This is a genomic window from Sphingomonas sp. LaA6.9 (assembly GCF_022601895.1).
GTDB lineage: Bacteria > Pseudomonadota > Alphaproteobacteria > Sphingomonadales > Sphingomonadaceae > Sphingobium_A.
This window is the reverse complement of record NZ_JAKVIO010000025.1, coordinates 20,807-43,270: the sequence shown is the minus strand read 5'-3', so window position 1 is coordinate 43,270 and position 22,464 is coordinate 20,807. Positions and strand designations below refer to the sequence as shown.

26 protein-coding genes are annotated in these 22,464 nt (G+C 64.7%); 15 read left to right on the top strand and 11 right to left on the bottom strand.

Annotated elements, in window-relative coordinates:
- Positions 1-77: 77 nt before the first annotated feature.
- The gene (locus MKI88_RS13400) at positions 78-1,070 is read right to left on the bottom strand and encodes an aldo/keto reductase (protein ID WP_241631892.1); all 993 of its coding nucleotides are present in this window, start codon (positions 1,068-1,070) and stop codon (positions 78-80) included.
- A gap of 117 nt (positions 1,071-1,187) precedes the next feature.
- On the opposite strand from MKI88_RS13400, the gene glmM reads away from it, so the two are divergent.
- The 9 genes from glmM (at position 1,188) to MKI88_RS13355 (ending at position 9,366) form a co-directional block, all read left to right on the top strand.
- On the top strand, positions 1,188-2,525 hold the full coding sequence (gene glmM / locus MKI88_RS13395; protein WP_241631891.1) for a phosphoglucosamine mutase: 1,338 nt from the start codon (positions 1,188-1,190) through the stop codon (positions 2,523-2,525).
- Complete coding sequence (locus MKI88_RS13390; RefSeq protein ID WP_241631890.1) at positions 2,525-2,752, top strand: DUF1272 domain-containing protein; 228 nt, start codon at positions 2,525-2,527, stop codon at positions 2,750-2,752. The genes glmM and MKI88_RS13390 overlap by 1 nt, the downstream gene beginning before the upstream one ends.
- On the top strand, positions 2,749-3,912 hold the full coding sequence (gene thiD, locus MKI88_RS13385; protein ID WP_241631889.1) for a bifunctional hydroxymethylpyrimidine kinase/phosphomethylpyrimidine kinase: 1,164 nt from the start codon (positions 2,749-2,751) through the stop codon (positions 3,910-3,912). The genes MKI88_RS13390 and thiD overlap by 4 nt, the downstream gene beginning before the upstream one ends.
- Positions 3,909-4,463 carry a ribonuclease HII gene (locus tag MKI88_RS13380; protein WP_241631888.1) on the top strand — a complete coding sequence of 185 codons (555 nt, stop codon included), beginning with the start codon at positions 3,909-3,911 and terminating at the stop codon, positions 4,461-4,463. Before thiD ends, MKI88_RS13380 begins: the two co-directional genes overlap by 4 nt.
- Positions 4,464-4,673: 210 nt before the next feature.
- Positions 4,674-5,801 carry a site-specific DNA-methyltransferase gene (locus tag MKI88_RS13375; protein WP_281063741.1) on the top strand — a complete coding sequence of 376 codons (1,128 nt, stop codon included), beginning with the start codon at positions 4,674-4,676 and terminating at the stop codon, positions 5,799-5,801.
- 56 nt (positions 5,802-5,857) lie between these two features.
- Entirely contained in the window at positions 5,858-6,931 is a 1,074-nt protein-coding gene (gene folP / locus MKI88_RS13370; RefSeq protein WP_241631908.1) for a dihydropteroate synthase, read from the top strand.
- Between the two features lie 117 nt (positions 6,932-7,048).
- A complete protein-coding gene (locus MKI88_RS13365; protein WP_241631887.1) occupies positions 7,049-7,756 on the top strand; it encodes a CoA transferase subunit A in 708 nt (235 codons plus the stop codon).
- A complete protein-coding gene (locus tag MKI88_RS13360; protein ID WP_241631886.1) occupies positions 7,756-8,391 on the top strand; it encodes a 3-oxoacid CoA-transferase subunit B in 636 nt (211 codons plus the stop codon). Before MKI88_RS13365 ends, MKI88_RS13360 begins: the two co-directional genes overlap by 1 nt.
- 6 nt (positions 8,392-8,397) lie before the next feature.
- A complete protein-coding gene (locus MKI88_RS13355) occupies positions 8,398-9,366 on the top strand; it encodes an NAD(P)-dependent oxidoreductase (RefSeq protein ID WP_241631885.1) in 969 nt (322 codons plus the stop codon).
- Positions 9,367-9,391: 25 nt separating this feature from the next.
- Here MKI88_RS13355 and grxD read toward each other — a convergent pair whose 3' ends face one another.
- From grxD to MKI88_RS13305, 10 genes are all read right to left on the bottom strand, one after another.
- Complete coding sequence (grxD, locus tag MKI88_RS13350) at positions 9,392-9,724, bottom strand: Grx4 family monothiol glutaredoxin (protein ID WP_241631884.1); 333 nt, start codon at positions 9,722-9,724, stop codon at positions 9,392-9,394.
- A 13-nt stretch (positions 9,725-9,737) separates the two neighbouring features.
- On the bottom strand, positions 9,738-9,971 hold the full coding sequence (locus MKI88_RS13345) for a BolA family protein (RefSeq protein WP_241631883.1): 234 nt from the start codon (positions 9,969-9,971) through the stop codon (positions 9,738-9,740).
- Positions 9,971-10,297, bottom strand: coding sequence for a DUF1476 domain-containing protein (locus tag MKI88_RS13340; RefSeq protein WP_241631882.1), 327 nt, complete (start codon positions 10,295-10,297; stop codon positions 9,971-9,973). Before MKI88_RS13340 ends, MKI88_RS13345 begins: the two co-directional genes overlap by 1 nt.
- 108 nt (positions 10,298-10,405) lie before the next feature.
- Positions 10,406-11,407, bottom strand: coding sequence for an NADPH:quinone oxidoreductase family protein (locus MKI88_RS13335; RefSeq protein ID WP_241631881.1), 1,002 nt, complete (start codon positions 11,405-11,407; stop codon positions 10,406-10,408).
- Positions 11,404-12,000, bottom strand: coding sequence for a 3-isopropylmalate dehydratase small subunit (gene leuD / locus MKI88_RS13330; RefSeq protein ID WP_241631880.1), 597 nt, complete (start codon positions 11,998-12,000; stop codon positions 11,404-11,406). The genes MKI88_RS13335 and leuD overlap by 4 nt, the downstream gene beginning before the upstream one ends.
- Before the next feature lie 7 nt (positions 12,001-12,007).
- Positions 12,008-12,844, bottom strand: a complete 837-nt coding sequence (locus MKI88_RS13325; RefSeq protein ID WP_241631879.1) for an N-acyl homoserine lactonase family protein — start codon at positions 12,842-12,844, stop codon at positions 12,008-12,010.
- Between the two features lie 10 nt (positions 12,845-12,854).
- The gene (gene leuC / locus MKI88_RS13320; protein ID WP_241631878.1) at positions 12,855-14,285 is read right to left on the bottom strand and encodes a 3-isopropylmalate dehydratase large subunit; all 1,431 of its coding nucleotides are present in this window, start codon (positions 14,283-14,285) and stop codon (positions 12,855-12,857) included.
- Between the two features lie 80 nt (positions 14,286-14,365).
- Complete coding sequence (locus MKI88_RS13315) at positions 14,366-15,619, bottom strand: serine hydrolase (RefSeq protein WP_241631877.1); 1,254 nt, start codon at positions 15,617-15,619, stop codon at positions 14,366-14,368.
- Positions 15,620-15,872: 253 nt separating this feature from the next.
- Entirely contained in the window at positions 15,873-16,250 is a 378-nt protein-coding gene (locus MKI88_RS13310; RefSeq protein ID WP_241631876.1) for a DUF6665 family protein, read from the bottom strand.
- Positions 16,251-16,257: 7 nt separating this feature from the next.
- Positions 16,258-16,947, bottom strand: a complete 690-nt coding sequence (locus MKI88_RS13305) for a glutathione S-transferase family protein (RefSeq protein ID WP_241631875.1) — start codon at positions 16,945-16,947, stop codon at positions 16,258-16,260.
- Between the two features lie 458 nt (positions 16,948-17,405).
- Between MKI88_RS13305 and MKI88_RS13300 the strand changes: the two genes are divergently transcribed.
- The 6 genes from MKI88_RS13300 to nadA all read left to right on the top strand — a co-directional run bounded on the left by MKI88_RS13300 (position 17,406) and on the right by nadA (position 22,436).
- Positions 17,406-17,774, top strand: a complete 369-nt coding sequence (locus MKI88_RS13300; protein WP_241631874.1) for a BlaI/MecI/CopY family transcriptional regulator — start codon at positions 17,406-17,408, stop codon at positions 17,772-17,774.
- The gene (locus MKI88_RS13295; protein ID WP_241631873.1) at positions 17,771-19,402 is read left to right on the top strand and encodes a M56 family metallopeptidase; all 1,632 of its coding nucleotides are present in this window, start codon (positions 17,771-17,773) and stop codon (positions 19,400-19,402) included. Before MKI88_RS13300 ends, MKI88_RS13295 begins: the two co-directional genes overlap by 4 nt.
- Before the next feature lie 23 nt (positions 19,403-19,425).
- Entirely contained in the window at positions 19,426-19,854 is a 429-nt protein-coding gene (locus tag MKI88_RS13290; RefSeq protein WP_241631872.1) for a hypothetical protein, read from the top strand.
- A 79-nt stretch (positions 19,855-19,933) separates the two neighbouring features.
- On the top strand, positions 19,934-20,803 hold the full coding sequence (locus tag MKI88_RS13285) for an MBL fold metallo-hydrolase (RefSeq protein WP_241631871.1): 870 nt from the start codon (positions 19,934-19,936) through the stop codon (positions 20,801-20,803).
- On the top strand, positions 20,800-21,423 hold the full coding sequence (locus MKI88_RS13280) for a DUF4230 domain-containing protein (RefSeq protein ID WP_241631870.1): 624 nt from the start codon (positions 20,800-20,802) through the stop codon (positions 21,421-21,423). Before MKI88_RS13285 ends, MKI88_RS13280 begins: the two co-directional genes overlap by 4 nt.
- A gap of 5 nt (positions 21,424-21,428) precedes the next feature.
- Positions 21,429-22,436 (top strand): quinolinate synthase NadA, encoded by a 1,008-nt coding sequence (gene nadA, locus MKI88_RS13275; RefSeq protein ID WP_241631869.1) that lies wholly within the window; start codon positions 21,429-21,431, stop codon positions 22,434-22,436.
- Positions 22,437-22,464: the final 28 nt, after the last annotated feature.

Here is a 22,464-nt window from a genome sequence, read left to right as displayed (position 1 = left end):
ATCCCGAGATGCGACGGGCTGTGCGCCGAAGCGGGATTGGCAGCTGCCGCTCGCGCCGATTGGATTAGGTCATTGGATCATATCCGGACCATCGCCATCATCCGCTCGCCATAACGCGGACCGCTGGTGCCACCGCGCGGTGCCGCGGCGTCGAGTGCGGCGAGGTCTTCGCGGTCGAGCGTGACGTCGACCGCGGCCATGCTGTCCTCGAGCGTGGCGCGCCGCTTCGAACCTGGAATTGGCACCACGTCATCGCCTTGTGCGAGCAGCCAGGCGAGCGCGACCTGCGCGGGGCTCACACCGTGCCGGCCCGCAATCGCCTTCACCGCGTCGACCATCTTCAGGTTCTGGCCGAAATTCTCCTCGGAATAGCGGGGATCGTTCAGACGATAATCGTCTTCGGGCAGGTCCGACCGCGCCTTGATCTGGCCCGTCAGGAAACCGCGGCCCAAGGGCGAATAGGGGACAAAGCCGATACCGAGACTACGGCAGAGCGGCAGGATTTCTTCCTCGACGTCGCGCTCCCACAGCGAATATTCGGATTGCAGTGCCGCGATCGGATGGACCGCCGCGGCGCGCCGGATGGTTTCCGGGCCAGCTTCGGACAGGCCGAGATGGCGGACCTTGCCCTCCTTCACGAGCTCGGCCATTGCCCCGACGGTGTCCTCGATCGGCACGCTCGGATCGACGCGGTGCTGGTAATAGAGGTCGATCGTCTCGATCCCGAGCCGCCTGAGCGATCCTTCGCAGGCGCGCCGTATGTTGCCGGGCGACGAATCCACGCCGCGAAAGCCGCTCTCGTCGAAGCGGAAACCGAATTTGGTCGCGATCACCAGCCCGTCGCGACGGCCCGAGATCGCCTTGCCGACCAGTTGCTCGTTGAGGTGCGGCCCGTAGATTTCCGCGGTGTCGAACAGCGTCACGCCAAGGTCGATCGCGCGGTGGATGGTGGCGATCGACTCCGCTTCGGAAGCGACGCCGTACATGTTGTTGCCAACACCCGCCATCGGCATGCAGCCAAGGCCGAGCGCCGATACTTTGAGGCTGTCGCCGAGCATACGGTATTTCATGGGGCTGTCTCCTCGCGATACGTGACCAAAACCCTCGCCCCCGCGATGTCATCGCGCTATCAGCGCTAACACCCCTGTTTGTCAGGGGCATGACGCAAATTTCGGGACATGGCCAGTATGACGCGCAAATTCTTCGGGACGGACGGCATCAGGGGGCGGACCAACCAGACGCCGATGACCGCCGAGATCGCGATGAAGGTGGGCATGGCGGCGGGCGCGCATTTCATGCGCGGCAATCACAAGCACCGCGTCGTCATCGGCAAGGATACACGCGTTTCGGGCTATATGGTCGAGTCGGCGCTGGTCGCGGGCTTTACCAGCGTCGGTATGGATGTCGTGCAGGTCGGGCCGATGCCCACGCCTGCGGTCGCGATGCTGACCCAGTCGATGCGCGCCGATCTGGGCGTGATGATCTCGGCGAGCCACAACCCCTATGCCGACAATGGCATCAAGCTGTTCGGTCCCGATGGCTACAAGCTGTCGGATGCCGACGAGACCGCGATAGAGGCGATGATCGAGGCAACGCCGAAGCTGGCGCAGGGCGCCGATATCGGGCGAGCGCGGCGCGTCGAGGACGCGCGCGGACGCTATATCCATTTTGCCAAGTCGACCTTCCCCGATCACCTGCGGCTCGACGGGCTGAAGGTCGTCATCGATTGCGCCAATGGCGCCGCATACAACGTCGCCCCCTCCGCGCTCTGGGAACTGGGCGCCGAGACGATCGCGATCGGGGTCGAACCCAATGGCATCAACATCAATCATGAATGCGGCTCGACCGCGCCGCAGGCGCTGCAGGAAACCGTGGTCGCATCGGGCGCGCATATCGGCATCGCGCTCGATGGCGATGCCGACCGGCTGATTGTGGTCGATGAGCTGGGCGCGATCGTCGACGGCGACCAGTTGATGGCGTTGATCGGCACGATGATGGCGAAGAAGGGGCTTTTGCACGGGGACGGCGTCGTCGCGACGGTGATGTCCAATCTGGGGCTCGAGCGTTATCTGGACGGGCAGGGGCTTTCGCTCGAGCGCACCAAAGTCGGCGACCGCTATGTGCTCGAGGCGATGCGCGCCAAGGGCTTCAATCTCGGCGGCGAGCAATCGGGGCACATCATCCTCGGAGACTATGCGACGACCGGCGACGGGCTGGTGGCCGCGCTCCAGATCCTGGCCGCGCTGGTGGAGACGGGGAAGCCCGCGAGCGAGTTGCTCCATCTCTTCGATCCCGTGCCGCAGCTCCTCAAGAACGTCCGCTTCTCGGGCGGCAAGCCCCTCGATGACGTGCGCGTCAAGGCGGTGATCGCCGAGGCGGAGGCCGAGTTGAAGGGCAGCGGGCGCCTGGTCATCCGGCCTTCGGGCACCGAGCCGCTGATCCGCGTGATGGCGGAAGGCGATGATGCGAAGCAGGTCGAAACCGTGGTCGACCGTATCTGCGAGGCAGTGGCGGAGGCAGCCTGATGCTTGAAATGCGGCCCGATTGCGAGCGCTGCGGCGCGGATCTCCCGCCCGGCGCGGTCAATGCGACGATCTGCTCGTTCGAATGCACATTCTGCACCGAATGCGCGCGGGGGCCGCTCGCGGGCAATTGCCCCAATTGCGGCGGAGAGTTGCTGCCGCGCCCGACGCGCGCCGAGCATCTGCTCGAGAAATATCCTCCCTCAACGACGCGCAGGTTCAGCCGGTGAGCGATATCGCGCGCGTCCTCATCATTGCCGGGTCGGATTCGGGGGGCGGTGCGGGCATCCAGGCTGATATCAAGACGATCACCATGCTCGGTGGCCACGCAATGACCGCGATCACCGCGATCACCGCGCAGAACACGCTGGGGGTCACGGGCGTGCACCCCGTGCCCGCGGACATGGTGCTGGCGCAGATCGAGGCGGTGGTCGACGATATCGGCGTCGATGCGGTCAAGATCGGGATGATCGGTTCGGCCGCGACCGCCAATGCGGTTGCCGACTATCTGCCGCACGACCGCTCGGTACCGATTGTGTTCGACCCGGTGATGGTAGCGACCAGCGGATCGGCGCTCGCCGATGGCGAAACGATCGCCGCATTTGCGCGGCTGATGGACATCGCGACCGTGGTTACTCCCAATCTTCCCGAACTCGCGACACTCGCGCAGGGCGATGATCCCGTGCAGGCTGCGCTCGGCCTCGTCTCCGCGCATGGCTGCGCGGTGCTGATCAAGGGCGGGCATGACGAGGGCGACGCCATCGTCGACGCGCTGATCGAAGAAGACAATATGACGAGCTGGCAGGACGACCGGATCGAGACGCGCGACAATCACGGCACCGGGTGCACGCTCGCCAGCGCGATCGCGCTGTTCCTCGCCGAGGGGCGCTCGCTCCCCGACGCGGTCAACCGCGCACGCCGTTTTGTTCGCCTCGCGCTGCGCGATGCGCCGGGGCTCGGCTCGGGCCATGGTCCCATGGGGCAGGGCAATGTCCGCCTCGATGTCGGCGGCGAGATGCGGCTCAATCAGATCACGGTCGGCTGTGACGACTATGCCGCCTCGGTCGATTTCTATCGCGCGCTCGGCCTCAGGCTGATCGTCGACAATCCGCCCGACTATGCACGCTTCGCGGCGCCCGGTGGCGTCACCTTCTCGATCCACCGCGACGACGGTCAGGCCGCGCCCGGCAGCGCAACGGTCTATTTCGAGTGCAACGATGTTGATGGCGAAGCTGCACGTCTTGCGCGGCTTGGCATGCCGCTCGAACACGGCCCGATCGACCAGCCCTGGATGTGGCGCGAGGCACGGCTGCGCGATCCCTTCGGCAATATGGTCTGCCTCTACCGCGCGGGCGAGATGCGGCGCTATCCGCCCTGGCGCGTCGCATGATCGCGGGCGTCGATGAGGCGGGCAGGGGCCCGCTCGCCGGGCCCGTGGTCGCGGCGGCAGTGGTGCTGTGCCCTCAGGGGCTTGCCGGGCTCGACGACAGCAAGAAGCTCACCGCCGCGCGTCGCGACGTGCTGTTCGCCGAAATCTCGGCGCGCTGCGTCGTCGGCGTTGGCATCGCCAGCGTCGAAGAGATCGACACGCTCAACATTCTCTGGGCGACGATGCTTGCGATGACCCGCGCCGTCGAGGCGCTCGGTCATGAACCCGTGGAAATCCTCGTCGACGGCAATCGCTGTCCGAAATGGCGCTGGCGTTCGCGTGCGGTCATAGGGGGCGATGCGCTCGAACCTTGCATCTCTGCGGCCTCCATCATCGCCAAGGTCACGCGCGACCGAATGATGCGGGAAGCCGATGCCGCGCATCCCGGCTATGGCTGGGCATCGAACAAGGGCTATGGTTCGGCGGCGCATCTTGATGCGCTGAATCGGCTCGGGCCATCGCCGCTGCACCGCAAATCATTCGCCCCCGTGGCGCAGGCGCTGCTGCTCTGAACTTTTTTCGCTTTGCGGAACGCTTGAGTCTTTTCGGTCACACCACAAGGGGTTGAGTCGCGCTTTTCACACGAGACTCAATATGTCGTGGGGACTCGTTTCGTTCTCACGTGGTTAACGTGATCTTGAGAAATTCTGTTAACTATAGTTCGCTTGACGCCCCCGGCGTCAGGACTCAAGGCTCCCCGCTCAAACAACAGGGGCGTGCAAATGGGTGTGATGGAACGGGTTTCGACGCGCAAGAAGCCGGCTGCCGATGTGCGGTCGTTGCTGCCACTCGACCGCATTCTGATGGACGACTGCGTCGCCGCGATGGCCTCGCTCCCCGACAAGTCGATCGACATGATCTTCGCCGATCCGCCCTACAATCTGCAGCTCGGCGGCGACCTCCTTCGCCCCGATGGCAGCCAGGTCGACGCGGTCGACGACGACTGGGACAAGTTCGACAGCTTCGCCGCCTATGACAAGTTCACCAAGGCATGGCTGAAGGAGGCGCGCCGCATCCTCAAGGACGACGGCACCATCTGGGTGATCGGCAGCTATCACAACATCTTCCGCGTGGGCGCTGCGATCCAGGACGAAGGCTACTGGATCCTCAACGATGTCGTCTGGCGCAAGTCCAACCCGATGCCCAATTTCAAGGGCACGCGCTTCACCAATGCGCACGAAACGCTGATCTGGGCATCGAAGAGCGAAAAGGCGCGCTACACCTTCAACTATCGCGCGATGAAGACGCTCAATGACGAGCTCCAGATGCGCTCGGACTGGCTCTTCCCGATCTGCGGCGGCCAGGAGCGGTTGAAGCGCGGCGGCGTGAAGGTCCACCCGACGCAGAAGCCCGAGGCGCTGCTCTATCGCATCCTGCTCGCCTGCACCAAGCCGGGCGACGTCGTGCTCGATCCCTTCTTCGGCACGGGCACCACGGGCGCCGTCGCGCGCCGCCTGAAACGCCACTTCATCGGCATCGAGCGCGAGGCCAACTATATCGAGGCGGCGCACGAGCGCATCGAGGCCGCGCTGCCGCTCGATGAATCCGCAGTGGTCACGATGCAGTCGCCCAAGGCGCAGCCCAAGGTGGCGTTCGGCGCGTTGGTCGAGACGGGCTATCTGAAGGCGGGCAGCGTGGTGATGGACAGCAAGCGCCGCTGGCGCGCGACGGTGCGCGCCGACGGCTCGCTCGAGGCCGATGGCGCGACGGGCTCGATCCACAAGCTCGGCGCGACGCTGCAGGGCGCGCCCTCATGCAATGGCTGGACCTTCTGGCATTATGAGGATGCGGACGGGCTCAAGCCGATCGACACGCTCAGGCAGACGTACATCCTGGCAACCGAACCGTGAGTTCGGCCGCGCTTTCGGGCATAGGGCGCGACGCGAAACTCTATCTGCGCCCGGTCATGCCCGTCGACAGCCCCGTGGGGCTCGACGGGCGCGTGGCGCGACTGGCGGGTGGGCTTAACTGGTTTGCGGGCTATGAACTGACCGCGATCGCGGCAGGCAAGCGCGTTTTCGAGGATATCATCGCGGTCGAGCGCTTCGAAGAGGCGCTTGCTGCATTGCCTGCCGAACAGGCCGGTGCGCTGGAGGCTATCCGCGCACGCATCGAAAGCGCCCGCGCCCCGCTCCAGCTGGGCGAGCGCGTGCTGCGCTTCGATCAGCCGCAGGTCGCGGCAATCCTCAATGTGACGCCGGACAGCTTTTCGGACGGCGGTGCCTTTCATGACGATCCCGCGGGCGCGGCGGCGGCGGGTGTCGCGATGGCCGCCGAAGGCGCGGCGCTGATCGACCTTGGCGGGGAATCGACCCGACCGGGCTCCGAAACCGTCTGGGAAGGCGATGAGATCAAGCGCGTCGTGCCGGTGATCGAGCGGCTCGCGGCAAGCGGTACCGCGATCTCGATCGATACGCGCAAGGCTGCGGTCATGGAGGCGGCGCTCGCGGCGGGCGCGCATCTCGTCAACGATGTCGCGGCTTTGCTCTATGACGACCGCGCGCTCGAAGTGGTGGCGAAGGCGGGGTGCCCCGTGGTGCTCATGCACTCGCCCGATCCCAAAAATGGGGGGCATGGCGAGCATCGCTATGGTGACGTGCTGTTCGACGTCTATGACTGGCTCGAAGCGCGCATCGACGCGGCCGTGGCGGGCGGTATCGCGCGCGACAGGATCATCCTCGATCCCGGCATCGGCTTCGGCAAGTCGCTTCAGGAAAACCTCCAGCTCGTGAACGGCCTCGCACTGCTCCACGGTCTCGGCTGCCCGATCATGCTCGGCGTCAGCCGCAAGCGCATGATCGGCGCGCTCTCGGTCGAGGCGCCCGCCGACCGGCGGCTCGCGGGATCGGTCATGCTCGCGGTCCGCGGCGCCGAACTCGGCGCCCAGATCCTGCGCGTCCACGACGTCGCCGAGACGGTGCAGGCAATCCGCGTCTGGCGCGGTCTGCGCGACGCGGCGATGATGCCGCGCTTCGGCTAGAAAAAATTGGCGCCGCGGTTGCAAATCCTGCAACTGCGATTGCAGACGAGCCGCAATTGACCGAGCCCCGGCGTGCCGCCTATTCCGCGACGGAAACTGGATCTCAGGAGGGGACCGATGAAGAAGCTCTATCCCGACGCCGCGAGCGCGCTCGAAGGGCTGTTGTTCGATGGCATGCACATCTGCGCCGGCGGTTTTGGCCTGTGCGGAATCCCCGAAAGGCTGATCGATGCGATCCGCGATTCGGGCGTGAAGGCGCTGACCGTCGCCTCCAATAATGCGGGCATCGACAATGAAGGGCTCGGCAAGCTGCTGCGCACGCGCCAGATCGCCAAGATGATTTCCTCATATGTCGGCGAGAACAAGGAATTCGAGCGGCAGTATCTTGCCGGAGAGCTCGAGGTTGAGTTCTGCCCACAGGGCACGCTCGCCGAACGGTGCCGCGCGGGCGGCGCGGGCATTCCGGGCTTCTACACGAAGACGGGCGTCGGCACGCTCGTCGCCGAGGGCAAGGAGCACAAGGAGTTCGACGGGGAGACCTATATCCTCGAACGCGGCATCTTCGCGGACCTCGCGATCATCAAGGGCTGGAAGGCCGACGAGAGCGGAAACCTGATCTTCCGCAAGACCGCGCGCAACTTCAACCAGCCCATGGCGACCGCCGCGAAGATCTGCGTCGCCGAGGTCGAGGAAGTGGTGCCCGTGGGTTCGCTCGACCCCGACGCGATCCACGTACCCGGCATCTATGTGAAGCGGATGATCGTGGGCGCGCCCTATGACAAGAAGATCGAATTCGTGACGACGCGCGAGCGGGAGGCGGCATAATGGCTTGGGATCGTAACCAGATGGCCGCTCGCGCCGCCAAGGAACTGCGCGACGGATATTACGTCAATCTCGGCATCGGCATTCCGACGCTCGTCGCCAATAACATCCCCGAGGGGATGACGGTCACGCTGCAGAGCGAGAACGGGATGCTCGGCATCGGGCCGTTCCCCTATCCCGACGAGGTCGATCCGGACCTGATCAACGCGGGCAAGCAAACGATCTCGGAGCTGCCCTCGTCAGTCTATTTCAGCTCGTCGGACAGCTTCGCGATGATCCGCGGCGGGCATATCGACCTGACCGTGCTCGGCGCGATGGAAGTCGCCGAGAATGGCGACATCGCCAACTGGATGATCCCCGGCAAGATGATCAAGGGCATGGGCGGCGCGATGGACCTCGTCGCAGGTGTCAAGAAGATCATCGTCGTCATGGAGCACAACGCCAAGTCGGGCGATCCCAAGTTCATCCCCGAATGCACGCTGCCGCTGACGGGCAAGAACGTCGTCGACATGATCATCACCGACGTCGCGGTTTTCCAGCGCCCCGACCACAACAGCCCGTTCAGGCTGATCGAACTCGCGCCCGGCGTGACCGCGGACGAGGTGGCCGCCAAGACGACCGCGCATTATGTGAGCTGACGAGGGGTGCGCGTCCTGCTGACCGGTTCGTCGGGCTGGCTGGGACGCCATCTCGCGCCGCGTCTGGCGGCGCTCGGGCACGAGGTGACTGGGCTCGACGTCGCACCGGGCGAACACACCCGGCTTATCGGCTCGGTGGCGGACCGCGCGGTCCTCGAACGCGTCTTTGCCGATCGCGCCATCGAGGCGGTGATCCATGCGGGCGCGCTGCACAAGCCCGACATCGTGCGCTATCCGGCGCAGACTTTCGTCGACGTCAATGTCACGGGCACGCTCAACCTGCTCGAGGCGGCGGTCGCTGCGGGCAATGACCGTTTCGTCTTCACCTCGACGACCTCGCTGATGATCTCGGCCGCGATCCGTGCGGGCAAGGCGGGTGGCGCGCGTGAAGCCGCGTGGATTACCGAGGATCTCGCGCCGCTCGAGCCGCGCAACATCTATGGTGTCACCAAGCTCGCCGCCGAGCAGCTCTGCCGCCTCGCGCATATCGAGCATGGACTGCCCGTAACCGTGCTGCGCACCGGCCGCTTCTTCCCTGAAGACGACGACATGGCGGATGAAATCGACCATGACGGACCCAACACCAAAGCCAACGAATTCCTCAACCGTCGGCTGACCGTCTACGATGCGGTGGAGGCGCACGTCGCCGCGCTGGATCGTGCGCCGGAGCTGGGTTTTGAAACCTTCATCCTGTCGGCGCCCACGCCCTTCAGTCGCGAAGACTGCGCTGCGCTGATTGCCGATGCGCCGGATGTGATCGAGCGCCATTTTCCGGGCGCGGGTGCGGTCTATGCGAGGCGCGGCTGGACGCTGCCCCGGCACATCGATCGCGTTTATGTGGCGCAAAAGGCCGAGCGATTGCTCGGTTTCCGCTGCCGCACGGGTTTCAGGCAGATTCTCGAGGCGCTCGATCGTGGCGAGGATCCCCCGATCGACCACGACCCGGCATATGTCTCACCCAAGGAACGGGCTTGAACCAAGCCCATTCCCTGTTGATGGGTCAGCCCGCGGGCACCAGACCCTTGTCGGAGAGGAGCTGCTGAAGCTCGCCCGCCTCGTACATTTCCATCATGATGTCAGAACCGCCGACGAGTTCGCCCTTCACATAGAGCTGCGGGATCGTCGGCCAGTCCGAGAATTCCTTGATGCCCTGACGGATCGCCTGATCCTGAAGCACATCGACGCCCTGATAGGCGACGCCCAGATGGTCGAGGATGGCGATGGCGCGGCTCGAGAAACCGCACTGGGGAAACAGCGGGGTGCCCTTCATGAAGAGCACCACGTCATTATCGGTGACGATCTGCCCGATGCGGGCCTTGGTATCGTCGGTCATATCCATATTCTCCTTAGTCGGGCGTAGCCGTGGTGAGCTGGAGCGCATGCAGCACCCCGCCCATCCGGCCGCCCAATGCGGCGTAGACCGCCTGATGCTGTTTCACGCGGGGCACACCCCGGAACGTCTCGCTCACGACGCGCGCGGCATAGTGATCGCCGTCGCCCGCAAGATCGGTGATCTCGACATGCGCGTCGGGGATCGCGGCCACGATCATCGCCTCGATTTCCGTCGCCGCCATCGGCATTATTGCTGCGCCTCGATGAACTGACGGCGCGCTTCGACGGCCTTTTCCTCGAGCGCGGCACGCACCCCGCCTTCGGTGATGTCGATGCCCGCGGAGGTGAGGTCGCCCAGCACCTTGCGGATCACGTCGCCGTCCCCGGCCTCTTCGAAATCGGCCTGAATCACCGCCTTGGCATAGGCTTCGGTTTCCTCGGCGGTCAGGCCCATCTTTTCCGCGGCCCACTGGCCGAACAACCGGTTGCGGCGTGCGATGATCTTGAAGAGCGTGTCCTGGTCCATCGCGTACTTCGCCTCGAAGGCGCGCTCGCGGTCGTCAAAAGTGGTCATGTCCGTCCCTTGGCTTTTGCGTTTCGCTTCTGAAATAGGAGCACGGACGCGCCTCCGCAACGGGCCAGCGCCCCGCGGCAGAGGGTTTTTCGCACCAATGCTGACCGCTCAGTCGGCGACGGTGACGACGACCTTGCCGATGACGCTGCGCGCAGCCATCTGCGCGATGGCATCGCCGCCTTTCGCGAGCGGAAAGGTCGCGGTGACCCTGGGCGCGATCTGGCCGGTTTCCCAGAGGCGGAAGAGCCGCGCGACATGTGCCTGATTGGCCTTGGGATCGCGTGCAGCGAAGGCGCCCCAGAATACGCCGCACACGTCGCAGCTCTTGAGCAGCGTCAGGTTGAGCGGCAGCTTTGGGATACCCGCCGGGAATCCGACGACCAGATAGCGCCCCTCCCACGCGATTGCGCGCAGCGCAGGTTCGCAATAGTCGCCACCTACGGGATCGTAGATGACATCGGCGCCATTGGGCCCCACCGCCGCTTTGAAAGCGTCGGCCAGTGCCTTTGATTGATCCTTGTGGAAGGGCGCCCGGCCGTAGATCACCACCTCGTCGGCGCCCGCGGCACGTACAGCGGCCGCCTTCTCCTCCGACGAAACCGCCGCAACGACGCGCGCACCGAAAGCCTTGCCCAGCTCGACAGCCGCCAGACCGACACCGCCCGCGGCGCCGAGCACCAGCAGCGTCTCGCCTTCCTTCAGGTGTCCGCGGTCGACCAGCGCGTGGATCGTCGTGGCATAGGTCAGCAGCAGTGCTGATCCGTCCGCGAAGCTGCGTCCTTCGGGCAAGCGAAATGCGCTTGCCGCGGCGATCACGATCTTTTCGACCATGCCTCCCGATCCGGGAACGGCGACCACGCGATCACCGGGCTTCCAGTCGATGACGCCCTCGCCGACTGCCTCGACCACGCCCGCGATCTCGCCACCGGGGGCGAAGGGGCGGGGGGGCTTGAACTGATACCTGTCCTCGATGATGAGCACGTCGGGATAGTTGACCGCGCACGCCTTGACCGCGACGAGCAGCTGGCCGGGGCCGGGCGCCGGATCGTCGATTTCCTCGACAACCAGCGTTTCGGGGCCGCCCACGGCCTTGGAAAGCAATGCCTTCATGCGCTTCCTTCTCCCATCATCCACGGCCGCTCAGCGGCGGCCTTGTTCTCGAACGTCGCGATCTGAGCGTCCATGGTGAGGGTCAATCCGATCTCGTCCAGTCCTTCCATCAGGCAATGCTTGCGGAAGGGGTCGATCTCGAAGGTGAAGCGGTCCTGGAACCGCGTGGTCACCGTCTGGTGTTCGAGATCGATATGGATCGGGTCGGTCTTTGCCACCTCCATCAAACGGTCGATCGCCTCCTGGGGAAGAACGACGGCCAAAATCCCGTTCTTGAATGCGTTGCTCGAAAAAATGTCTGAATAGCTTGGTGCGATCACGGCCTTGAGCCCCATGTCGAGCATCGCCCATGCCGCATGCTCGCGGCTCGAGCCGCAACCGAAATTGTCGCCCGCGATCACGATCGGTGCGCCCGCATATTCGGGGTCGTCGAAGACATTGCCCGGATCCTTGCGCAGCCGCTCGAATGCCCCTGCGCCGAGCCCCGCGCGGCTCGTGGTCTTGAGCCATTCGGCAGCGATGATCATGTCGGTATCGACATTCTTCAGGCCGAGCGGATAGGCGCGGCCATCGATCACGGAAACCTTGTCCATCACATCCTCAGTCAAGCGCTGCGGGAAAGGCGGGCAACTCCGCCATGTCGCGCGGATCATGCTGGATGATCACGCGCGCCTTCAGATTTTTGGCGATCTCCTCGAACCGGTCGTGCGAGGCGAGCGTATCAGCACGGTTGGTGTTGAAGGTGGGGACGCCACGCACGGCGCGGTTCTCGCGGAAATGATACTGGTCGCCGGTCAGCAGCATCGCACCGTTCTTGGGCAATCGCACGAGCAGCGCGCTGTGCCCTGGCGTGTGCCCGGGCATTGCGAGCATCGTCACCGTGCCGTCGCCGAAAACGTCGAGGTCGCCCTTGACCGACCGCACCTTGCCCTTGCCCGAAAGCCAGTGCGCGAGCTGGACAGCCTGACGGTCGTCGGGCTTCATCGCCGCAAGCGCAGCCCAATCGCCCTCGCCGATCAGCAACTCGGCATTGGGAAACTCGCCCGCACCACCGCTATGGTCGGCATGATAATGGCTGATGCCGACATGCGTGATCGCACCCGGCTGGATGCCGTTCTGCGTCAGCCGATCTGTGAGGCTCTTGTCCAGCGTCAGGCCCGGCGGGCCATCCTTCATTCCGATCAGTTGCGCACTGAACCCGGTATCCCAGAGCAACACGCCCTTGGGGTGCCGGACGAGGAAGCAGCCGGCGATGAACTCGCGCGCCTCGCCCTTGAAGCGCATTGTGTCGGAGAAGCGGCCGAGGTCATTCTGCTTCAGCCGGCCGCATTCGAACGCCTGCAGCGTGATCTTCGGCTCGCCCTGCGCCATAGCCGTCCAGGCCGCGATCCCGCTCAGGATCGCGCCGCCGAACAGCAGCGCCATCACCCTCTTCATGACGTCCCCCTCATCCCATCAGTTCACGCACATCGGTCAGCCTGCCCGTGACAGCCGCCGCGGCGGCCATGGCGGGCGACAGCAGGTGGGTTCTGGCGCCCGGTCCCTGTCGTCCCATGAAATTGCGGTTGGAGGTCGAGGCGCAGCGTTCGCCCGACGGCACCTTGTCCGGGTTCATGCCAAGGCACGCCGAACAGCCCGGTTCGCGCCATTCGAAGCCCGCCTCGCGGAACACGCGGTCAAGCCCCTCCTGCTCTGCCTGGTATTTGACCAGCCCTGAACCCGGGACGACGAGCGCCTGCTTGACGCCGTTGGCGATATGGCGACCGCGCAGCACATGGGCGGCGGCGCGCAGATCCTCGATACGGCTGTTGGTGCAACTCCCGATGAAGATGTTTTCTACCACCACGTCCTGCATCCGTGTGCCCGGCACCAGCCCCATATAGTCCAGCGACTTCTTCGCGGCCTCGCGCTTAGACGCATCCGCAAAGCTCTCGGGATCGGGGACGGCTCCCGTCACCGGCACGACGTCCTCCGGGCTGGTTCCCCAGGTCACATTGGGCACGATATCGGCAGCGTCGAGCAGCACGACACGATCATATTGCGCCCCCGGATCGGTCGCCAGCGTCTGCCACCACTTCACCGCCGCCTCCCAATCGGCGCCGCTGGGCGCCATGGGCCGGCCCTTCAGATAGGCGAAGGTCTTTTCGTCAGGCGCGATCAGTCCCGAGCGTGCGCCATGCTCGATCGCCATGTTGGAGATCGTCAGGCGTCCCTCGATAGACATGTCGCGGATCACCGAGCCGGTATATTCGACGACATAGCCCGTGCCGCCCGCAGCGCCGACGCGCCCTACGATCGCAAGGATCACGTCCTTGGGGCTGACGCCGAAACCGAGCGTCCCTTCGACCCGGATTTCCATCGTTTTGGATTGTTTCAGCAGCAGCGTCTGCGTTGCGAGCACATGCTCGACCTCGCTCGTCCCGATGCCGAAGGCCAGCGCGCCAAGCGCGCCGTGCGCGGCGGTGTGGCTGTCGCCGCAGACCAGCGTACATCCGGGCAGCGTAAAGCCCTGTTCCGGGCCGACGACATGGACGATGCCCTGCTCGCGGTCGATCGCGTCGATGTAGCGAATGCCGAATGCGGGCGCATTCTGCTCGAGTGCCGCAAGCTGCTGCGCCGACATGGCATCGGCAATGGGCAGCCGGCGTCCTTCGGCATCGACGCGCGGCGTGGTCGGCAGATTATGGTCGGGCACCGCAAGCGTCAGGTCCGGACGGCGGACCTTGCGCCCCGTCGCGCGAAGCCCCTCGAAGGCCTGCGGACTCGTTACCTCATGAACGAGGTGACGATCGATGTAGATGAGGCAGGTGCCGTCGTCGCGCTTCTCGACGACGTGCGAATCCCAGATTTTTTCATACAGCGTGCGCGGTCCAGTCATAACGCGACGCCCATAGACCCATTTCTCATTGCCGGGAAAGCCGAAAGTTTGGAATATTCATGCGTATCCGGCCAGCGCGACTAGCGCGCTGCCGCCGTCCTGACCGCGCCGCCGCCCGGGGTCGGCACATTGCCCAGATCGGCCCAATCGGTGAAAGGCTGCTGATAAAGCATGTCCATCACCTCGAGCTGGATGCCGACAGGCTTGTTGCTCTGCGAATTCCAGAGCATCGCGATTCCCGCCTTCCTGACGGGATCGAACAGGATCAGCGAGCGATAGCCGTTGACCGCGCCGCGATGCCCGACGATCGCATGACCGGCATAGGTGTAATCGCGCCACCCCATCGCATAATGCGCATTCTTGAGCGCATAATCGACACGTCCGCCGCCATGCGGCGTCGCGACGACGGGCGCATGGACGCGGTCGAGCAGCTTGGGCGAAAGCACACCGGGCGCGCCGCCCATCTGCGCGCGCATCCATTTCGCGAGATCGAAGATCGACGAGTTTACGCCGCCTGCGGCGGGAACCCGATAATAATTGTCGTTGACCTCAAGCGTGCGCTGGCCGGCATGCGGACGCGCCCAGCTCACCGCGTTCTGGAGCCCCGCGCGATCGGTGCTCGCGCTGGCCATGCCGAGCGGCCCGAAAAGCTGTTCACGCGCGACCACGCCATAGGGCTTGCCTGTGACGCGCCGAACGATCTCGGCCGTCGTGTCAAAGGCCACATTCTGATAGGTATAGCAGGTCGATGGCGGACATTGCGGCGACAGCGATCCCAGCAGACCGCGGATCATCGCTGGATCCTGGCCCGCTTCGAGCTTGTCGTCGTAAGCGTTCCGCGTGATCCCGGTACGATGCGAGAGCAGGTCGGTGACCGTGATGCGCGTCTCGTTGCCACCGGGCAGTCGGAGCGACGTCTGGAACTGCGAAACGGGCGTCGTTAGCGACAGGCGTCCCTGCTCGGCGAGCTTGTTCACCGTGGCGGAAGCCACGGCCTTGGACAAAGAGGCCCAGCGGAAGACGGTATTGGTCGTCACGGGATCGGTCGTTCCCGCGGTGGTGACGCCATAGCCCTTCACGAAACGGATCTGGCCATTTTCGATCACCGCGACACCGAGCCCGACCATGTCTTTCGACTGGATCAGATGCTGAAGCCGGGAGTCGAGCCGCGCATAGTCGATGTGCTGCGGGCCGTCGAAGGCGATCGGATCCGCAACGAGCGCGCTGTTCGTCGGCTTGAAGCCGTCGGGGCCTTCGCCCGCTGCCTGGCTGGGGCCTGCCTGCGCAAAGCCGTAAAGAACGGCGCCAGCCGCACATAGGATGGCTGCAGGCAAACCGAACGTCCAGCGACGTGATCCGGTTGGTTTCATAACTATCTCGCGACCCCCAAGGCTTTGCTAAGCCTTTCTGTGCGGGGAAGGTTAGTCCTGTTTCACATTTGTTGCCAAGCTGCGTCGATTCGACCGGTCCCGAAACAAGGCGATTTCATCGTAATTTGCCTCAGGGGGCGGTCATCGCTGGCACCCAGGCCGCAAAGCCTGGCCAGGCTTCGGCCTCCGGCACCGAAACTCCAGCCCGACCCCTGGCCTAACCGGACGGCGGACCGCCTTTGCGGACGACACCAAGCCGCCTCATCACGTCGCCGGGTATGGCGAAATCCTCCACGATCAATGCGGCGTTGCGAAATCCGCAAAGCTCGCGCTGCACGATGAAGGCCCAGACCTTCGCTGCGGCGTCATCGAGCAGGGACTCATGCGCAACGCTGCCGGTCTCGCCAGCGAATGCACGCAGGGCCGCGAGCGCCTCCTCGACCCGCCGCCCGGCACGACCGAGCGACTCCACCTTTTCGTTGAGCAGCTCGGCCTCAAGTGCGCCCTGAGCAGCGTCGCCTGCGGCCAGACTGGTGCGTCCATAGGGAAGGCGAATGGCCATGATGTGGCTGGTATAGCGTTCCCCTGAACGCACTGCCAGATCAGGCGCCCTTGCGATAATCGGCGATGACCTCGCCGGCCTCGACGAGTTCCGCTTCGTGGCTCGCCTCGCGCCAGTCCTCGGCAAGCGCAGCGGCCTCCCACACCTGCATCGCCGGGTGCGCGATGATGTGATCGACCCAGCGCTGACCCGCCGCGCCGACGTCGAGCCCGTAGGTGCGTGCGCGCCACGCCACCGGCGCGTAAAAGGCATCGACGGCGCTGAATTCGGGGCCGGCGAGCCACGGGCCGCCGAAGCGATCGAGTCCTTCTGTCCAGAGTTCGGTCAGGCGCGCGAGTTCCTTTTTCAGCGCGATGCTCTGCGGACGCGGTTTCACGCGCACGCCAACATTCATGGTGCAATCGTTCCTGAGCGCGCGGAAGCCGCCATGCATTTCAGCGACGGCCGAATATGCCCAGGCGCGTGCCGACTCTCCGGAAGGCCAGACGCCGTCATGCCGCTCGGCCAGATAGAGGGTAATGCCGAGCGAATCCCAGATCGTCCGATCGCCATGGAGCAGGCAGGGCACCTGACCGGTGGGGGAGAATGCGCGGAAATCATCGTAGTTTTCCGGCTTTGTGAAGGGTTCGATCCGGTCGGCGAAGGGAATGCCGAGCGTTTTCATCAGGAGCCAGGGCCGCAGCGACCAGCTCGAATAGTTCCGGTTGGCGGTGATCAGCGTGTAGCCCATAATGTTCTCCCTTCACGCGGGGCCCTAGCTCGCAGACGCCTTGCCCCAAAATCAGCAGATCGAAAATAATGATAAGCTGAGCTTGTTATCTGACGCGAAGGCGCGCGCAGTCGCGACGTTTGCGATCGTGCAGAAGCTGAAGCGGGCGGGGACGGCGGGTGGTGCGAGACCAGGGAAGCACCAACCCGCCGGTATGAAGGGGGACATGGCTGGAGACCATGTCCCTTCGGGAACGATCTTATTATAGCATGGTGCGTGCCAATTCCGCAGATGCGCGAAATTTGCGGCTTGCAGTGGTTTATGCGGGTTAACCATGGACCGCATTTGTAAAGCCGATCGACACTGGCAGCGCCGGCAAGCCCTTGCGCGCCGCGTTCATTGAACGTTCAGCCAATTAATGACTACACTTGTAATCGAAAATGGATTACAGCTGTAATCGGTAAGGGGAGTAAACGCCGATGAGCGAGCGTATCAGCGAAGCCGAACATGTGGTGATGGAGGTGCTGTGGGACGAAGCGCCGCTCACCGCCAGTGAAGTCCATGAGCGCATCGATGCCGCGCGCGACTGGAGCGACCGGACGGTCAAGACGATGCTGTCGCGGCTCCTCGCCAAAGGAGTGCTTTCCTATGAGGAGGACGGACGGCGATATCTTTATCGGCCCGCGGTTGCGCGCGAGGACTATGTCGCGGTCGAATCGCGCAAGCTCGTCGATCGCCTGTTCGGCGGTCGCATCTCCCCGCTGGTGGCGCATCTCGCCGATCGCGACGAGCTCAGCGAAGAGGATATCGCTGAAATCGAGGCGCTGCTGAAGGCACTCAAGTCATGAGCGCGTGGATCGTTGAAACGCTCGTCGCGACGACCGTCCTCATGGTCCTCGTCCTTCTGGTCCGCGGTCATGTCGCGCGGCTGCTCGGTGCGCGCACTGCCTATCTGCTCTGGCTGTTGCCCGCGCTGCGCATGGTGCTGCCGCCGCTGCCCGAATCGGTTGGCCCCGCGCCGATCGCGCAACTGCCCGTGGTCGTGGACTTCTCGATGATCGAGGCGGTCGAGCTGGCCCCCGTCACGCCTGAAAGCGGAATCGCGTGGGGCACGGTGGTGCTGGCGATCTGGCTGACCGGGGCGCTGTGCTATTTCGGCTGGCATCTGATCGCCTATCGGCGCTTCGTCCGCAACGCGCTCGCCCGCGCCACGCAATTGCCCGAGTTCGACCGCGGCGGGATCGAGGTCTGCGCAAGTCAGTCCGTGGATGGTCCCTTTGCGACGGGCGTATTCGTGCCGCGCATCGTGCTGCCCTATGACTATCGCTATCGTTACAGCGCGCAGGAACTGCGCCTCGCGCTGACGCACGAATGGGCGCACCACCGGCGCGGCGACCTTTCCTTCAATTATTTCGCGCTCGCGATGCTGTCGCTGCACTGGTTCAATCCTGTGGCGCATCGCGCCTGGCGTGCGTTCCGCGCCGATCAGGAACTCGCGTGCGACGCGATCGTGCTGGCCCATGCGACGCCCGATGAACGTCACGCCTATGGTTCGGCGCTCGTGAAGTCGGCTTGCGTCCGCACACCGGTCGCTGCCTGCGCGCTCAACCCGCGCAATCAGCTCAAGACGCGCCTCCTGATGATGCGCGATGCGCGTGAGCGGATGCTCGTGGGCCGGGCGCTCGCGGTCGCGATTGTCGGCGGCGGGCTCGCGCTTACGGCGTCGGGCGGGATTGCCGCCGAGAAGACGCGCGAGGTCGAGAGCAGCGTGCGTGGTGCGGTCGTCGAAAAGACCGCGATGCTGCAAGCCTCGGTCGTGCCCGAAGCGCCCCTCGCATCCGAAGCACCTCAGCCGCCAGTCGCACCCCCGGCGCCTGCGGCGCCCGTGGCCGCCGGCGCAACCGTTCCGCCGGTGCCTCCTGTTCCGACCACGCCGCCGGCATCCCGTGTCGAATGGCACAGCCAGGCATGGAAGGGCGATGTCGAAGAAGCACGTCGCGAAGCCATGCGCGAGGCCGCCATTGCGCAGCACGAGGCGGCGATGGCGCAACGCGAGGCCATGCTCGAAGCAGGCCTGGCCCGACGCGAAGCGATGCGCGAAGCGGCGATGGCGCAACGCGAGGCGCTTCGCGCCACACACGATGCGCGCAAGGCCATGGCGGAAGCGGTGCGGGTGGAGAGGCGCGTGGTGGTACTCAAGGCTTCGGAGGTGGAGTGCAAAGGCAAGGACGCCGCGAACGAAACCGTGGAGTCGCGCACCAGCACCGTCAACGGCAAGAAAGAGCATGTCATCGTGACGCGGATCTGCATGCCGGCGATCGATGCCGCGAAGATCCGGGAGCATCAGATTAGTGCGTTGTCGTCGGCGCGCGCGGGTTTGAGCGCCGCCAGCGAGCTGAGTTCCGAGCAGCGCAAACAGGCGCTTGCTTCAATCGACGCACAGCTCGCACGACTGAAGCAACAGGTCGAAAAGTGAATTATGGGAGGGAGTGCAAGCGCATGAAAACGAACGTCCTTATCACACGCGGCCTGGTGGCCCTGGCTCTGGCGTTGCTGCCCGCCGCCGCTCAGGCTCATGAAGGCCATGATGAGACGCAGCCCAAGGTCGAGAAGCACGTGACGATCATCAAGCGCGGTGAGGGTGGAAAGCCCGTCGACGATGCGCACGTCGCCGCGGCGCTGGCGAAGTGCAAGGCCGAGGGCCAGGAAGTCGGCACCGAGGTCGATACCGAAGCGGACGGCAAGAAACAGCGTACGCGCATCATGATCTGCGGCAGGGCCGATGCCGATGCAGTGACGGCGCTTGAAAAGGCGCGCGGCGAGCTTGCCGAGGAAAAGGGGCTGAGCGACGAGCATCGCGCCAAGGCACTTGCTACCCTCGACGCAGAGATTTCACGATTGAAGGCCGAGCTCGCGCCGAAGAACTGAATGTTCCGACGCATGGCAATCGGGCGGAACGTTTACAGGCCGTTCCGTCCGATCTTGTTTCTGCGCGGGAACATGCCACATGGGGAAAATGAACGATTTCCCGACGGGCGAAGCGATGAAGTTGACGCCGCTGGTGCGCCGTGTGCTCGCGCCCAATCCGTCGCCCTACACCTATACGGGCACCCAGACGTACATCGTTGGTCATGGCCGCGTTGCAGTGGTCGATCCCGGACCCGCCGATGACGGCCATATCGCGGCGATTCTGCGCGCAACCGACGGCGAGGAGATCGCCTATATCAGCTGCACCCATACGCATCGCGACCACAGCCCCGCAGCGCGGCCATTGAAGGACGCAACGGGCGCCGAGATCGTGGGCTGCGCACCACTCGTCCTCGACGACAGCGGTCCGCGCGCCGACGAGGCGTTCGACCGCAGCTATGCGCCCGATCGCGTTCTCGGTGACGGCGAAGCAATTGACGGCGACGGGTGGACGCTTCGGGCCGTGGCGACACCCGGACACACTTCCAACCATGTCTGTCTCGCGCTCGTCGAGGAAAAGGCGCTGTTCACGGGCGATCACGTGATGGCGTGGTCGACCAGCGTCGTCTCACCGCCGGATGGCGACATGGCGGCCTATATGGCGAGCCTCGAACTGCTGATGGGCCGCGACGACGTCGTCTATTACCCCGCGCACGGCGACCCGATCGAGCGACCGCAGCGTTTCGCACGTGGCCTGCTGGGTCACCGCAAGCAGCGCGAGGGGCAGATATTGCGGCTGCTGAGCAAGGGGACGGGCGAGATCCCCGAAATGGTCACGCACATGTACAAGGGCCTCGATCCGCGCCTGACGGGTGCTGCAGGCCGATCGGTGCTCGCGCACCTCATCGATCTGCGCGACCGGGGTGTCGTGCGTGAAAATCGGGACAATTGGGAACTGATCGACGCATGAAACCACTTGGCAAGTGGCTGATCGCGATCGCCTTTGCCGTCGCGCTGGGGCTCGGGGGGCTGCTGCTGGTGCAGCGAACATGGGAAAAGCGCTGGCAGGGTGATGTCGAGACGATCGCGGCATCGAGCCTTCAGGGATTGCGCGAGCAGAACCGGCTTTCCGCCTTCGCGGCGCGTTTCGTCGCGGTCGTGACGTCGGAGCAGAGCCGGTTCGGCCTCAGCGCGAAGAAGACGCTGATCATGCCGGGCATGGTCCGTTACGAGGTCGACCTGTCGAAGTTGCAGCAGCGCGATGTGGCGTGGGATGAGGTGTCGCGGACGCTCACGGTTACGCTGCCGCCGATCGAGATCGCGGGGCCGCAAGTGGATATGCGCGCGATCGAGGAGTATGATGGTGGCGGAATCCTGCTGGCGCTGACCGACTCCGAAAAGGTGCTCGATGCCGCCAATCGCAAGGCGGGTCAGGACGAGCTGATGCGGCAGGCGCGCGAGGCCGTGCCGATGAAGCTCGCGCGCGATGCGACGCGCCGCGCCATCGCCAACAGTTTTTCTATGCCTTTGAAGGCGGCCGGCGTAGAGGCGACGGTCGTGGCACGCTTCGGCGATGAAACCGGGAGTTGAGGAAGATGGACGCGAGGAACGGTATTGGCGGAAGCCTGACGGGGCTTGATCTCAGGGCGGAGATCGACCGGCTGCGCAAGGAACGCAATGCCGTGATCCTCGCGCATTATTACCAGAAGCCCGAGATCCAGGACATCGCCGACTTCGTCGGCGACAGCCTCGATCTGTCGCGCAAGGCGGCGGAGACTTCGGCCGATGTCATCGCATTCTGCGGCGTGCGCTTCATGGCCGAGACCGCCAAGATCCTCAGCCCCCACAAGACCGTGGTGCTGCCCGACATGGATGCGGGCTGCAGCCTTGAGGATTCGTGCCCGCCCGACAAGTTCAGGGCGTTCCGCGAGGCGCATCCCGACCATATCGCGCTGACCTATATCAACTGCTCGGCCGAGGTTAAGGCGCTCTCGGACATCATCGTCACGAGCTCATCCGCCGAAAAGATCCTGAGCCAGATCCCCAAGGACCAGAAGATCATCTTCGGACCCGACAAGCATCTGGGCGGATATCTCTCGCGCAAGTTCGGACGCGAGATGCTGCTCTGGCCTGGCGTGTGCATCGTGCATGAGGCGTTCTCCGAAACCGAGCTGCTCAAGCTGAAGGCGCAACATCCCGGCGCACCTGTGGCGGCGCACCCCGAATGCCCGCCGCATGTGCTCGACCATGCCGAGATGGTCGGCTCGACCAGCGCGATCCTCGAGTTCGCCAAGACGACCCCGCACGACGTGGTGATCGTCGCGACCGAGCCGCACATCATCCACCAGATGGAAAAGGCGGTCCCCGAAAAGACCTTCATCGGCGCGCCCGGGGCGGACGGGAACTGCAACTGCAACATCTGCCCGTACATGGCACTCAACACGATGGAGAAACTCTACATCGCCCTGCGCGATCTGGAACCGCGCATCGAGCTGGACGAAACCATGCGGCTGCAGGCGAAGAAGTCGCTCGACCGCATGCTGGCGATGGCATCGTCGACGGTGGGCATGGGCGATCTCGGCGCGCGTGTGACGGGGGACTGATCGCGCTGCGATGTCATTCCTGCTTTTC